The organism is Nocardia spongicola (genome assembly GCF_047200775.1).
Classification (GTDB): Bacteria; Actinomycetota; Actinomycetes; order Mycobacteriales; family Mycobacteriaceae; genus Nocardia.
The window spans coordinates 100,356-115,663 of the sequence record NZ_JBJZOO010000004.1; the positions used below are offsets into that span (position 1 = coordinate 100,356).

General features: G+C 66.0%; 8 protein-coding genes. All 8 read right to left on the minus strand.

Annotated elements, in window-relative coordinates; all coding sequences use genetic code 11:
• Positions 1–1,293 (minus strand): aminotransferase class I/II-fold pyridoxal phosphate-dependent enzyme, encoded by a 1,293-nt coding sequence (locus tag ACL02S_RS10620; protein ID WP_412802193.1) that lies wholly within the window; start codon positions 1,291–1,293, stop codon positions 1–3.
• Positions 1,290–4,037, minus strand: coding sequence for a PEP/pyruvate-binding domain-containing protein (locus tag ACL02S_RS10625; protein WP_412802194.1), 2,748 nt, complete (start codon positions 4,035–4,037; stop codon positions 1,290–1,292). Before ACL02S_RS10625 ends, ACL02S_RS10620 begins: the two co-directional genes overlap by 4 nt.
• A gap of 70 nt (positions 4,038–4,107) precedes the next feature.
• A complete protein-coding gene (locus tag ACL02S_RS10630; protein WP_412802195.1) occupies positions 4,108–5,499 on the minus strand; it encodes a cytochrome P450 in 1,392 nt (463 codons plus the stop codon).
• Entirely contained in the window at positions 5,496–7,244 is a 1,749-nt protein-coding gene (locus ACL02S_RS10635) for a fatty acyl-AMP ligase (RefSeq protein WP_412802196.1), read from the minus strand. The genes ACL02S_RS10630 and ACL02S_RS10635 overlap by 4 nt, the downstream gene beginning before the upstream one ends.
• Positions 7,241–7,495 carry an acyl carrier protein gene (locus ACL02S_RS10640; protein ID WP_412802197.1) on the minus strand — a complete coding sequence of 85 codons (255 nt, stop codon included), beginning with the start codon at positions 7,493–7,495 and terminating at the stop codon, positions 7,241–7,243. Before ACL02S_RS10640 ends, ACL02S_RS10635 begins: the two co-directional genes overlap by 4 nt.
• Positions 7,492–8,349, minus strand: a complete 858-nt coding sequence (locus tag ACL02S_RS10645) for a hypothetical protein (protein ID WP_412802198.1) — start codon at positions 8,347–8,349, stop codon at positions 7,492–7,494. The genes ACL02S_RS10640 and ACL02S_RS10645 overlap by 4 nt, the downstream gene beginning before the upstream one ends.
• Positions 8,346–14,315 (minus strand): aminotransferase class III-fold pyridoxal phosphate-dependent enzyme, encoded by a 5,970-nt coding sequence (locus ACL02S_RS10650; RefSeq protein WP_412802199.1) that lies wholly within the window; start codon positions 14,313–14,315, stop codon positions 8,346–8,348. The genes ACL02S_RS10645 and ACL02S_RS10650 overlap by 4 nt, the downstream gene beginning before the upstream one ends.
• Positions 14,312–14,581 (minus strand): acyl carrier protein, encoded by a 270-nt coding sequence (locus ACL02S_RS10655; RefSeq protein ID WP_412802200.1) that lies wholly within the window; start codon positions 14,579–14,581, stop codon positions 14,312–14,314. The genes ACL02S_RS10650 and ACL02S_RS10655 overlap by 4 nt, the downstream gene beginning before the upstream one ends.
• Between the last annotated feature and the right edge of the window lie 727 nt (positions 14,582–15,308).

Consider the following 15,308-nt stretch of genomic DNA (forward strand, 5'->3'; position numbering starts at 1 on the left):
TCAGGCGACCCCTTCTTGTTCGGGATGGAAGCCGAAGCGACGGGCAACGGTGTCGATCCGGTCCAGTGCGCGGTCGAGATGTTCGCGGGTGAGGGTGGCCATCATGCTGATGCGCAGGCGCTGCTGATCGCGGGGCACAGCCGGGAATTCGACCCCGTTGACGAACACGCCCTCACGATGCAGCGCGGTGACCACATCCGCGACGGCGATACGTTGTGGCACCAGGATCGGGATGATCGCGGTCTGCGGATCGACCGCGAAACCCATGGCGCGCAATCCCTTGACGAAATACGCGACATTGTCGTGCAGTTGCCGCACTCGTTCGGGATGTTCGTCCATGAAGTCGATCCCCGCGAGTACCGACGCGACCACCGGCGGCGTCAGTGCCGCGGAGAACATGTAGGAACGGGCGAAGAAACGCAAGGTATCCACCAGGTCCTTGGACCCGGCCACGAAACCGCCGGTGCTGGCGAACGACTTCGAGAACGTGCCCATGGACAGTTCCACCGACCCTGGACCGAGCCCGAAATGCTCGGCGGTGCCGTGCCCATGGGCACCGAGTACACCGGTGCCGTGCGCATCGTCCACTGCCAGCCACGCGCCGAACGCATCGCACAGCGCGCGAATCTCCGGCAGTGGAGCGATATCACCGTCCATCGAGTACACGCCCTCGACAGCCACTACGACATTCGCCCCCGGATTACGCCAGCGGATCTGCATCAGCCGATGCCGCAGATGGCTCAGGTCGTTGTGCGCGAAGGCCATCGAGCGCACCCGGCCGAGCTGGATGCCGTCGTAGAGACTCGCGTGACTCTGTTCGTCGTAGAGCAGGATATCGCCTTTACGCAGCAGACCGGTCACCCAGCCGACATTCGCGGCGTAGCCGGAGGCGAAGAGCATGGCCGCCTCGCAGCCCTTCGACTCGGCCAGCCGTTGTTCCAGCTGCCGGTGCACCGTGGTGGTGCCATTGAGCAGCGGCGGACCGCCGTGTCCGACACCGTATTCCCGGATGGCCGCGATAGCGGCCTCGGCGATCTTCGGTTCATTGCCGAGGCCGAGATAGTTGTTGGAGCCGAGCATGATGAGCTCGTCGATCGCTCCGGTCGCCGGATCGCGCACCGGCACCACCGGCCCCGAGGGGCCTGCCACCTCACGCAACACGAACCCACTGCCGCGAGCGTGCGTCACGTAGGGTTGGAATTCCGCGAAACGCTGTTCGAAAGTGTGTGCCGCGGGGTCGAGGTAATGCTCCAGGCTGAAGTTCTCACCATGAGCGAGATCGGGAGCGGTCATGATTCTTGCTCCTGTCCGAGCGTTACTGTTCCGGCCCGGCCGTCCAGGACCAGGACATCACCATCGCCGACCAGGCGGGTGATATCCGGGACACCGACGACCGTCGGGATGCCGAGTTCGCGTCCGATGATGGCGGTGTGCGAGAGCAAGCTGCCCCGCTCGCTCACCAGGCCGCCCGCGGCGACCATGAGGAATACCCAGCCCGGATCGGTGGTCGAGGCCACCAGCACCTGTCCATCGATCACTACATCCGGGTCCGGGGTATGCAACACCAGGGCCGGAGCTTCGATACGACCGGGGGCACAGCCGATACCGCGCAGCACCCGCTCACCATCGACAGCGCCTTCGAGCGGCTGTTCCAGGGCAGGATCGGTGATCCCCGTGGCGGCGATGCCCGTGGTGATGATGCGGGAGGGCAACTGCTGGGTACGCCAGCGCTCGTGATCGGCCTTGCGGAGTGATACGAGGCGAGCGACATCGGTGTCCACCGCCGTACCGCGAGTGAGGGCGATGATCTCCTCGTAGGTGAGCCAGAAGATATCGCGCGGATCGTCCACCAGGCCGGCAGCGGACATTTGCTTGCCGTATTCCCGGAACACCCGCTTCACCAAGCCGAAGGAGCGGCTGCGCCCCAACCGCATGTTCTCCCGCTGCTTCACATGCTCCCTGGCGAGCCGGAGGGTGAGCCGGAAAAGCAAACGCTGCAATGGTTTCCGCTCGAACAAAGCAGATGCCGTACGCTCAGCCGCACGCCGGATGGCTTGTTCCCGCGCGATCATGTCATCGGCGTTCTGCCCGCCGCGTAAGTAGTTGCGCAGCATCGGCACCAGTCGCTCCGGATGCTCGCCCAACGGATCGGTTTCGAGTTTGAGCTCATCCACCGTGCGGTCACCGAACTCCGCGATATGCCGCAGGCAGGCGGCGCGGAAGCCGGCGAACCGCTTGTCCGACAATGCCGCCCATACCTCATGCGCATCGGCCGTGCCCTCGAACAGCTCGCGCAGCGCGGGATCGGAGCGCACCAAGGCGGTGAGCGCGAGCGCCGAGCGCACCGGGTCGACACTGTCGACGCCGTCCTCGCCGCAGAACAACTCATTGCGCAGGGTGAGCGCCGCGTCCTCGGCCATGCCCGCCCGGTTCAGCTGCAACCCGACCACATGGAACATCTGCTGGGCGAGGAAGTCGTTGAAGATCTGCACCGAATACGCGGGCACCAGTTCGTCGAAGAAACGTTCGGTCCAAGCCAGTAGCGCCTGGGGATCACGTTCCCGCTCCAGGGTATCCGGATCCAGCCTGCGCTCGAGGTCGGCGGTGCTCGCCGCCAGTTCGGTGAAGAACGCGCGCAGCCGCCGCGGCAGCCGCAACCAGCCGATCAGGATGATCGCGAATATCCGCAGCCGCAAGATGATCGCGCGTATCCGGGCAATGCCACGCAGTGGCGCATCCGGGCGGCGATAGCGGTTCTCGATATTGAGCGCGGCCTCCCACCCCTCGATGGCGAATTCCATGCCGGGGATCTCGAGGAACAGCCGGTACCAGTTGGTGATGTTGTAGTAGATCCGACCACGGGCAGTCCCGACCAGATAGGGGTACAGATCGGTGGCATTGCGATCCACGATGCGCCCGGTGGCGCCGAAATCACGATGGCAGGCACGGAAAACCTGCTCATAGGCGGCCCGCAGCACAGAGAAGGTGAGCGGACTCGACAGTCCCGGATACGATTCGGCGACATTGACGTTGTCGAAGACGGTCTCCCGCGCACCGGTCGCGGTGACCGGCCTGGCCTGCAACAGATGCAACTGCCCATCGGATGTGTAGGCGAACTCGATATCCTGCGGCGCACCGAAACGATCGGCGAGCTCGCCCGCGACCTCGGTCAGTTCCCGGATCTGCGCGTCGGACAACGCGGCGCCGGTCACCGCATCACCCAGCTCTTCGACGGTAGTTCCGGCACCGTCACCCGAGGACACCACACGGCTGCGTTTGTCGACCACAACCCGGGAGGTGATGGTGCCTGAGGCGCGGTCGACGAAGTAGGTGTCACAATCCACCGTCCCCGCCACCACACCTTCACCCAAGCCGAGTGCCGCCGCGACCACCGCTTCGGTGGGATCACCGGTCTGCGGATTACAGCTGAACACCACCCCGGACACGGCGCTGTCGAGCAGTACCTGCACCACGACGGCGCAAGTGATCGGCGCGCCATCGAGGCCACGACGGGCCCGGTAGAACAACGCACGCTCCGACCAGGCGGAGGCCAGGACGGTGCCGATCGCGGCGGGCAGATCTGCCGCTGCGACATTGAGCACGGTGTCGAGCTGTCCGGCGAAAGAGTCGGTGGCCGAATCTTCACCGAGCACCGATGAGCGCACCGCGAAACGCACCTCGCCCGCCGGGGCGGAGCCGGTGGCGGACAGTTCGGCCACCACGGTATCGAGCTCGTCCGCGATATCGGCGGGCAATGGCAGCTCCGCGATATGCGCACGAATCCGGGCCGAGACCTCCCGCAAAGCGGCCGGGTCGTCCGGATCGAGTCCGGCCAGCAACTCGGCGACAGCGTCGGCCGACGGATCGAGCACCCGCGCGCAGGCATCGGTGCTCAGCACCGCGAACGGCGGTACCCGATACCCCGCGGCCTGCAGTCTGGCCAGGTTGGCGGCTTTGGCGCCCGCGCGCGCGGCGAACTCCTGGTTCGTGGCAAGGACTTCGGCGCGCATGATCGCGCCAGAGGTAGTACTGGTCATCACGCCTCCTGTGCTATGCGGGAGTTCCCACACCCCGTCGGCGCCATGAGCGCTCCGCGATGGTGTCTCATCACGCCTCCTGTGCGGCAACGTGCTCGCGCCGGCTCAATCGGATCATCACCGGGTCGGGGATATTCGAGATCTCCGGGTTTTCGCGCACCCGCATCCCGTTCACCAGTTCGATGTCGTAGCGGGACAGCAGCATCGCCAGACCCACCCGGATCTCGATCAGCGCCATATGCTGGCCCACGCACAGATGTGCGCCCCAGCCGAAGGGGAAATACCGGAACGGCGGACGTGCCCGGTTGCGCTCCTTGGTGAATCGGTCGGGGTCGTAGGTCAGCGGCGAGTCCCAGAACTGCGGCAACCGCTGGTTGACGAAGGGACTGATCACCACGATCGCGCCGGGAGCCAGATCGAACCGGTCGAAGTGGTCGGTCTCCAGCGCGGTACGGCTGAATGCCCACGCCGGGGGATGCAAGCGCATCGCCTCATCGATCGCTCGACCGGTGTACTCCAGCGTTGGCAGTGCGGCGCGCACGACCTCGGGATCGTCCAGCGCGTCCGGGTATGCGTCGATCTCGGCACGCACCCGGTCGAGTACGGCCGGGTTCCGGCACAACTCGTAGATCGTCCAGGCCAGCGCCCCTCCGGTGGTCTCGTGCCCGGCCAGCAGGAAGGTCAGTACCTCGTGGCGCAGTTGCTCGTCGTCCATCGCGTGCCCGGTATCGTCGCGCGCCGCGAGCAACCGGGCCAGCAGCGAGTGGGTATCCCCCTCGGTGTGCCGATGCTTGCCGATCACCTCGTCCACCACCTGGTGCAACCGCCGCCGCGCACGGTGCAATCGCCGGTTTCCCGGCGTCGGCAGCTCCGGTGGTATCTGGATGGGCGCGGACATATGCTGCATCACCCAGGAAACCCCTTGCCGCACATCGTCTTCGATCTGCGGAAGCACACCGTCGAGGTCCGCGCCGAGCACCGCGCGGCACACCACATCGGCGGCGAATCCCATCACCTCGGGCACCAGATCGAATGCTTCCCCGTCGGCGGCACGCGCGTCCAGACGAGTACGCATCCGCTGGGCGCATTCCACCATGAGCGGGATCTCGGTCTCCACGTGTCTGCGCGCGAAAGCGGGTTTGATCAAGGCGCGCTGGCGTTTCCACAGTTCGCCACCGCTGGTGAGCAGACCGGGACCGAGCAGATAGTTCAGGCTCCGGTAACTGATCCCCTTCTCGTACCGTTCCGCATGGGTGACCAACACCTGCTCGATGTGCTCCGGCTCGACCAGCAGGTGCACCTGCTGGTGGGCCAGCCGCAGCCGCACGCTGCCGCCATAGGCAAGCGCGTTGTCATAGAACAGAGTGAGCGGGTCGGCCCGATACTCGGGGTAGACACCCAGTGGATGGCGCAGCACAGGACCGTCCAAGCGGCGCTCACCGGTTCGGGTCAACACAGTCATCGTGCGCTGCCCTCCCCTTGCCCGGCGCCGACGAGGTTGCCCGGCTCGTCATCCAGCAGGCGCCGCGCCGCAGCGCGCTGCACTTTGCCGCTGGTGGTCTTGGGGATACTGCGCGGCGCGACGATCCGCACACCTGCGGCAAGCACCCCGGTGCGTTTGCTCACCGCGGCGCGTACCGCCCGTGCCAATGTGTCGTGTTCGGCGGATTCCAGGGTGGTTTCGACGATCAGGTGCAGGTCTTCCGACATGCCCTCGGCATCGGTGCGTCCCACTGCGACCACTCCACCCGGCCGCACTCCCTCCACCTGTTCGGCGGCGATCTCGAAGTCGGTGGGCAGATAGTTCGCCCCGCGGATGATGATCAGATCCTTACTCCGACCGGTGATCCGCAGTCGCCCGTCTCGCAGGTAGCCGACATCACCGGTGTCCCACCAACCATCCACCAGCGCCGCGGCCGTGACCTCGGGCAGCCGGAAATAACCCGGCGTGGTGGACGGCCCGCGGAATTGCACGCGGCCAACAAGATCCGGACCGCAGAGGGAACCGTCCTCGGCCACGATGCGGACCTCGGTGCCCGGCACCGGAGCACCGCAATCGACGATGTCGAGCCCGTCGCCGTCCCCGGCCGGAACATCCACGATCACACCGTCTTCGACGAGCTCCCCACGGGAGACCGTGTCATAGGCGAGCGGCGCATGCGGCCGCGACACCGTCACCGCGAGTGATGCCTCGGCCAACCCGTAGCACGGCACGAGCGCATCGGCGGGCAGCCCCCAGGCACCGAACCGGTCGACGAACCGCTGCACCGTAGGTGGATAGATCGGTTCGGCGCCACAGAACAGGAACCGCCATTCCGACAAGTCCACTCCGTCGAGATCCCGGTCGGCTACCCGAGCCGCGGCATAACCGAAGGCGAAATTCGGTGACGCGGTGAGTGTTCCGCGGTAGTGGCCGACAGCGCGCAGCCAATCGGCCGGGTGGCGCAAGAACCGGCTCGGTGGCAACAGCACCGTATCGGCACCACGGAAAAGCGGCGTGAGGAAACCGCCGATCAAACCCATATCGTGGTGCAAAGGCAGCCAGCTCACCCAGGTGTCACCGGAACCGATCGAGGCGACGCGGGCGATCTGCTCACAGTTGGCGGCCAGATTGCCGTGCGTGATCTGCACCCCCTTCGGCACCCCGGTCGAGCCGGAGGTGGCCTGGATGAACGCGAGATCCTCCGGCGCGGGCAGATACGGCGACACGGTGGGCGCATCCGGTGCGCTTGCCGTCGCATACAGCTCATCGGCATCGATCCCGGCCACCGACGCGGGTAAGGCCAATCCGGTCAGCACCGAGGTGCCTGCCACGACAGCAGTAGGTTCCAGATAGGCCAGCAGCCGAGCGAAACGGTCCTGGAAGGCCTCCGCGGCGCCGAATCCGCCCGGGGTGGCGATCGCGGTTGGCACCGCACCGAGCAGCAGGGCACCGAAGAATGCCGTGACGAACTCCGGTGAAGTGGACAGGCACAGCAGTACCCGGTCTCCCCGGCGCACGCCGCCAGCGGCCAGCCCGGCCGCTGCCCGGCTCGCCATCACCAGGAGATCGTCGTGCCGCACAGTGATGTCGTCATCGTGCGGCGTGCCTGCACGCTCGGGCATGATGATCGTCGATGCCGCCGCCGCGCCCCGCGCACCGCCTGCCAGCAGCGCGTGCACGATGCTCTCGTGCTCGGGTCGCAGGGTCTGTGATGGTGTGGTCATGTCTGATCCTCGACGTATCGCACGATCGTGGCGATCGTGGTCAGCCGGACAGCGACATCCTCCGGGATACTCACCGAGAAGGCGTTTTCCAGCTGAATGGTCAGTTCTATGGCGGTGGGTGAATCGAGCCCATAGTCGACCAGCGGTTTTTCCGGGTCCAGGTCGGCGGCGGATACCCACAGCACCTCGCCGACGATCTCACGGACCCGTGCCTCCAGGTCGGTCGCGGCGGCACCGCTGCGCGCGCTCATCCCAGCAACTTCCCTTCCATCACGCAGGCACGCACCGATTCCTCGAGATCGACCCCGTCACCGCTGTCGATGCGATGGAATCCCACCTCGGGAAATGCGGTCGCGAGGGTTTCGCGCACCCGCTCGTAGCCTGCGCGCAGCGCGGTCAGTCGCTCCGCGGTCTCATGGGCCTCGACCGGTCCGTCCGCCGACCGTTCTATACAACGCGCCGCGGCCTGCTCCGGAGGTGCATCCAGCCACAGCACCGCATCGGGCAGCGTGGTGCGGAACCGGTCGGAGAAACCGGATATCGCGCCTGCGACATCCCGGCTGACCAGTTCCGCGATCTCCGACAGCAACAGCCACGGGTCCGGTGAACTACCCAGCCGCTCGGCCTGCGCGTGCTGCCAGGCCAGGATATCGGCGAAGGTGCCGGGCCGATGCCGTTCCAGCACTGCGGCGATCTCGTCCTCCCGCTCACGGCAGCGGCCGTCGGTACCACCGAGACTCACATACAACGGTCCGTAGACCAGCAGCTCGATCAACGGGTGTCGTTCGCACACAAGCACATCCGGCGCCCAGGTACGCAGGAAATGCTGTTCCACCGGACCGAACAGAGTCATCTGCAGGTACATCGCGGTGGCCTTCATCGCCACATCGCCGATCTCGTCACAGCCGACACTGAACGCCCGCAACTGCCGGGACAGATCGGCGAGCGGAACGTTACGGGTGTTGTGGAAATCGGGACAGGTCATCGATGCGAAGGTGCCGATCCCGGCAGGCTCGGCCAGTGCGCGCAGCCCGGCCAGCACCGAGGACTTGCCCGCGCCATCGATACCGACCAGGGCCACCCGGCGGGTGCCCGCTGCGCTCATCGGTCATCCTCGCTCAGCTGGGCGAGGACGGAGCGGGTGATCTCGGCAGGCGCCGCAGTGCCGTCGAGCCGGATCCAGCCCAGTTCCTCCGACAACGCGTCGAGCGCCTCGTGGCTACGCTCCTGGAAGGTCAGGAACGACTCCTCGTCACCGTAACCGCTCTCGTAGTCGCTGCGTAACTGCTTGCGGCCCAGCGCGTCCTTCGGGCTCACCGCGAGGTAGAAGGTACGGTCCGGTTCCGGGAAACCCGCGGTCAAGCTGCGCAATACGGCCGGATCACCGCCATGGGCGACCTCGGTGGCGTAGTACTTGTACCAGTAGGCATTCGCGAGCATGATGTCCGCGCCGCGTTCGGCAGCCAGATCCAAGGACAGCTGCATAGCGTGGAACAGGAAGTGCGCGCGGCTGAGTGGGGTGAGCAACTGCAGGTAACTGTAGATCTCGGCGGGGCTGCTCCAGGGCAATTTCGACGAGACCTTCGGGTCGAGGAACGCGTCCCAGATCGTCACCGCGGCGACACTGTGCCCCTGTGCCTCGAACTCGGCGGCGATCCTGGCCACCTGCGTGGTCTTACCTGATCCGTCACCACCTGCGATGCAGATGAGACGTTTGCGTGCGGTCAGTGTGGTGTCCTTTCCTGCGCCGCGCGATGCGGCAGGATCCGTTGTGGTCGTAGTTTCTTCCCGGAACGCCCGGACCGGTGCCCGGGACGCTTCCGGTTCGACGCGCGTGGCGGTGTCCGTTCGGGATGCGTCTGTGCGAGGTGCGTCCGTCCGAGGTGTATCCGTGCGGGACGCGGCGGACGCAGGCTCCAGCGCACCGGGTGCGCTCGTCTCCGGTTCCGCCACGACAGCGGAATCCAGGATCTGGACCAGACCCGAACTGCCGTCTACCCGGATGCGCTGTCCCGAGCGCACCGCATCCGTCGCCCCAGCCACATTCAGCACAGCGGGAATGCCGTACTCACGGCCGATGACGGCGGCGTGCGAAAGCATGCCGCCCACCTCGGTAACCACTCCGGCCACCAACCCCAATGCGGGCGTCCAGCCCGGATCGGTGAAGCGGGTGACCAGAATGTCGCCCTCGCGCAGCTGATCGATACTCGCCAGGGAGGTGATCACCCGCGCCGTCCCCTCGGCCACGCCCGGACTGCAGCCGAGACCGGACAGATCGCCGTCACCCGCCTCGCGTACTGCCGCGACGGTCACCCCACCACCGAGTTCGTGCGGCGGGGTGAGATCGCGGTAGCCCGCGTACATGGCACGGCGGTAAGCGATCACGGGCGCGAGCTCGGCGGCGGCCACCCGGCCCGAGACCAGATCGGTCAGCTCGTGGATAGTCAGCTGGAACACGTCATCGGCGTATTCCAGCGTACCCGCGGCAGCCAGCCGGGTGCCCGCTTCCACCACGTAGGCACGCACCACGGCGTAGTACTGCGAAGAGAATTCGCGCATCCGTTCCCTGGCGACGAGATAGCGCCGCATCCGCTCGATCTGCTTGTCCAGCGACTTGGCGTAGCGCACCCGTGTCATCGGCCGGGCGCGGACCCTGGCGCGTACTGCCGCCAGCTCGGTCTCATAGCGTTTGCGCTGTTCCACCAGGGTAACCGCGGGATCGGCCGGCGCGGTGCCGTGGTCGAGCATCACCTCGATCATCGACCGCACCCGCTGCGGGTCTTCCGACCAGCGCGGGCAGGTCAGGTCGAGCTCGGCGTCGGCGTGGAAACCCTGTTCCTCGAGGAAGCCGGCGAGCGCCGACTCCCACGCCGGACTGTCGAGCCCGGATTCGACTGCCACCCGGTGCAATTCGACGATGCCGCGCTGCAGCGCCATATGACTGATCTCGGCGAGACCGCCCATGAGGTCGATGGCCGAGGTCGTCGCACCGGTCGCGGCGTCTATCTTGTCCAGCAGCTGCTTGAAATCGGTCTGCAAGCTGGAGTTGTGGTAGATGGTGGTGAAGTAGGTGCGCTCGGTGGTGGCGTGCACGGTGAGCAGGCAATCGGCGAGGTCGGCGGCGAACGTCGCCGCATCGGTCTGTGGCAGTGCGCGCACTCGTTCCCGCCAAGCCGCGTATTTCGCAGGCCAACTCGCGGCGAACTCGTCGACGGTGGCGAGCTGCTCGCGGTAGCTACGCTGCACCGCCAGAGCAACGGGCAGCGCCCGCGCGATGGTCAACGGCGTGTTCGGGGTACGAACCGGCCCCTCGGGGCCGTATTCGTTGAGCACGCCGAGATCATCGTCGAAGTGCTGCTCGTCGAAGCCGGGGATGCGCTGGAAGCACTTCTTCACCGCGTTCACGTTCCAGTAGGCCCGGCCGTAGTACATGGCCATCCAGTCCTGCTCCACGCCCGGTTCCGCCAACCCGAGCCCTTCGAAGAACCGCTGCATGGAGTACTGGAAAGCGTTGTCGTACAACGAGAACATCATCGGCGTACACACCCGGGCCGAGACACCGCCGTCGCGCAGATCCGCATCCGAGAACTGGCCGATATCGGTGCGCCAGCAGATCGCGGTGACCGCGCGCGACTGCAACAGCCACAACGCGCCCTCGCTATCGATCGCCCATTCGATATCCTGCGGCCGATGCCGCCGCGCCTGTACTTCGAGCAGCAGTGCCGCCAACGCCGCGGTGTCGGCGGTACTCAACCGGACGTCTTCGTCCCCCGCCTCGCGCTCCACCACGCCGCCGTCGGACAGCCGCACCGTGTAACGGGTCGGGGTGACCTGCCCGGAGACCAAGCGCTCGCCCACACCATGGCAAGTCTCCAACACCGCGTGGTCCTCGATCCCGGAGAGCACATCGATGCTGAAACCCACACCGGCGCAGCGGGCCTCGATCATACGCTGCACCAAAACGGCCACCGTCGCATCTGCCTCGGCCAGACCGCGCCGGGACAGATAAGCCTGCACCCGCTCGTTGTGCACCGACTCGCGGCACTGCTCGATATAAGACCGCAGGGTGGCCACATCGGTGATGTCGAGGTAGGACTCGTACTGGCCCGCGAAACTGGCGTCATCGAGGTCTTCGAGCACGCCACTGGAACGCGCGGCCACCGGGAACCCACCGATTGCCCGGACCCACTCGGTCAGCTCGTCCTCGGAGACCGCGGCCAGGTCCAGGTCGGCGGGCACCACGAAGCCGGGCGGGACATCGAATCCGTCGGACAACAATTCGTGCAGGGTGGCGGCCTTGGCCCCGGCCCTGGACGGGCTGAAGTCGGCCGCGCCGAGGAACATCGGGGTAGGACCGGACACGGTCACAGGGGTGATCACGGTAGTGGCTCCTGTCGGCAACAGCACCGGGCGTACATCGTGGCGGGCGGCCAGATCACGCGCTGCACGCACGCCCGCCACGGTGAGCGCACCGTAGGACGGGCTCGCGGTGCGCGGCTCGAAACCGAGCAGCAGCGTCTCGGCCATGCACGCGTATACGATTCCGGCGGGTAACCCGGTTTCGGGAAAGGAAGGGTTCTGCCCGAGCGGCAGTGCCATACGGCCACCGTCGAGCAAAGTGAGATGCGGATGCTCTGCTACCGCCGGGTCCACATCGCCTGGTACGGCCAGATCGCAGATCAGCACCGGATGATCGACGGCGAAATGTTGGGCGCCCACCAGCGGCTCGGCCGAGTTGGTCGCCGTCACCACGATCCGGCAGTCCCGCAGCGCGGTGAGTTCCTCGCTCACCACGACCGTACCGGGCAGACCGGCCGCTACCCGGCGCAACCTGGCCCCGGCACCCGGCCTGCCCACCAGAACCAGCGAATCAGCCAGCGGAGCGAGGAGTTCCGCCATGACCGCGCCGATATTGCCGAGTGCGCCGAGAATGCCGACCCGCCGCTGTTCCCGCGGGAGAGTGGCCAGCTCGGCACGCAGCACTTCCAGCGCACACGCCGCGGTGAGCGAATTACCTGACGTCACAGTGATGGTGTCCTCCATCACCTCGCGCGCGGCATCGGTGACGATCGAGGTATAGCCGCCGAGTCCGATCACCTCGGCTCCGGCCGCCGCCGCCTGTTCCACGGCGTACCACACCAGATCGCGCACATAGGTGCGCTCGCCTGCCCGCTGGTGCGCGACGATCTGTTCGGCCGACAGCGGCACCGCGATCATCAGCACCTCGACCTCGGCACCGGAGGGCGAGTAAACCGTCTGCCTGGTCAGCTCGAACGGATCGGCTACCGCGCGCAGTCGCTCGAACAGCGCGGCGAACTCCGTATCGGACCAGTCCGCCAGTTCAGGGGCGAATCGGCGCAGATCCGCGGCCTCGGGCAGGTTCGCAAGGAAGGCCACCCGGGTCGGTGCGTTCCGGTCCCGTGCCGGTGGCAACTCGGCGCGCCGAGGCAGCGGCGCGCGGTCCGGCGCCCGGGTTCCGGTGGTCACCGGTGCGGCCAGGTGTGCCAGCAGCCGGGAGTACTGGCCACGGTGCAGCATGGCGGCGACATCGTCCAACGCCGCCGCCAGCCGGACCAAGTCGGCATCGGTAATGAAAGCCGAGGGCTGGATACGCAGCGTGGTCGGCGCGGACAGGGTCGGCAGCATCCGGATCGCGTGCCGGTGCAGCAAGTATCCGGCCACGACATAGCCGAACATATCGGGATCACAGATCTCGCGCAGCAGAGCCGATTCCGGCTCCGGCACCCGCAGTTCCACGCCTTGGAGCAGACCGCGCCCGCGCACACCAACGATTTCGTTCGGCCAGCGCCGCGCTACCGCGTCCAGCTGGGACCGTAATCGCGCCCCGGCGTCGTTGATACGGAACTGATTGTCGCGCAACAAGTCCAGTGCCGCTTCCGCGACTGTCGCGGACAGTTCGTCATCGGCGAAGGTGGAGGTGTGATAACGCCCGAAGTCGGAAATGGAGTACCGCCGGTCCACCAGCAGCGCGGCGATCTTGACCAGACCGCCACCCAGAGATTTCGACATCAGGTAGTAATCCGCGCGCACCCCCGACGGCGTCGATGCCAGGAACGTGCCGGTACGCCCCATCCCGCACTGGATCTCGTCGAAGACCAGCGCGGCGGTATGCCGATCCGCGAGTTCGCGCAGAGCCCGCAAGGTCTCGTGCGGGATTTCCCTGACTCCGCCTTCACCTTGGACCGGTTCGGCGAACACCGCTGCGACCGGCGACAGCTGCCGCCAAGTGCGCACGGGGGTTCCCGTGGCGTCGAATCCGATAACGCCCACCGAGCACAGTTCATCCGCGAACGCCTCGACTACCTCATCTGCCGCCCAGGTGGTGAGCCGGTGCCGCTCCGGGCCTGGCACCACCAGATCGGTCGGGGTATCGGCTTGTTCGGTGAGCGCGAAAGCCCCGGCACTCTTGCCGTGGAACGCGCCGGCCAGTGAGACGAACACCGGGCCGCGCTCACGCAACCGCGCGATACGCGCCAATGTCTCGGTGAGCACCGCGGCGGCCGTCCTTGGTTCGGCATCGTCGGCAGGAGCTACCGGGCGCACATCGTGCAGCCGGTCGCGGTGCAGCCTGCGCAGCGTGCGCCGGGTCTCGGCCTCGAAATCCGACAGCGCGCGCAGATGCGCGACTGTGGCATGCCGGATCGCCGCTTCGACCGCATCGGCGCCCGTGGAGCCGAAAGTGACGACATATTCCCGGCCGGTGCTCGCGCCGACCGACTCCGAGAGCCGCCGCGCCAGCCGTGCCACCCCAGGCCGGACACTGCCTTGCGCCACGAAGGGCACCTGTTGGTTCAGTAGCGCTGTCGCCGTGCGCACCAGCGCCGGATGGTTGTGCCCGAACAGCGCGACACCGAAACCGCCGACAAGATCCAGGACCCTGGTGCCATCGGCGCGGACGAGGTAGTCACCCTCCGCGGCGGTGTACACCATGTCCAGGTGGCAGGCCCGCAGCAATCGGGCCAGGCCAGGGCGGTTGTACTCGACGAAATCAGCGAACAGGCCGGAGGCGGCGGCCGCTTCCGATTCCTGTGGTCCCGGATACGCACTCACGCCCGCGCCCCGGCCCCCGCACGCCGGTCGTGCGCCGTCTTCGCCAGCACACAGGCGATCACTTCCCGCGCGGTATGCAGCTGCGCAGCCTCCTCATCGGTGATCGCGATATCGAACTCCCGCTCGAGCTCGATCACCAACTCCACCGACCGCACCGAGTCCAGGCCATAATCCAGCAACGGGGTATCCATATCTATTTCGACCACATGCAGACCACGTGAGAACATCGCCAGCACCCGTTCACCCACGGCGTCGGATACATTCATTCAGCGTCTCCCTCCGCCACGCGGCAGGCATTTCCTCCGCGCACGATCTATGCGCCGATCGACGCTCCTACAACCGCTAAAGGCCGTGTTTTCACAGTTCAAAGCGGATTTCAACACGCAAAGCACCTGTGCACACTTGCCCTCCGATTCCCATGAACGAGACGCTGGTTTCCACCGCCTCGCTATCCGCACGAGGGTGTCGGGACACCGCCGCACGTTCACATATCTGTACACCCACACTTTGCTAGCTGCAATCTGAAAGATTTTTCGGGACTACACCTTTCGACAGGCAGCAATCAGCTGGTTAATTTTGGTCGATATGTTTCCCGAAACAAATCGGCAGACCAGGGAGACCCAGTCGAACACAATCCGTCTCAGACAGTTGGGACAGATGAGAGACTCGGCGAGAACCAGATATACGTTACTGGGAAACACGGTAAAGCATCCATATCTGGAAAATTCGCTGTTCACACCTCATTCATCAGATGGAAAGATGAAAATAAATACCGACCAATCGGTATTTATTATGTGAATCGAGATTAACGCGGCGCGACAAAAATATGCACACACACAGCATAATTTTTTATCCGGCCACTACGGCAATGCATCGAAACCATGCCCAGCTAACTCGAGGCTCCCTGGGCATATGTGATGCCTTTCATTGCCTGTCGGGTCATTGCCCATCGGCGGTATGTCGATTTGCTGGGGCAAGCCACCAGCGCACCGC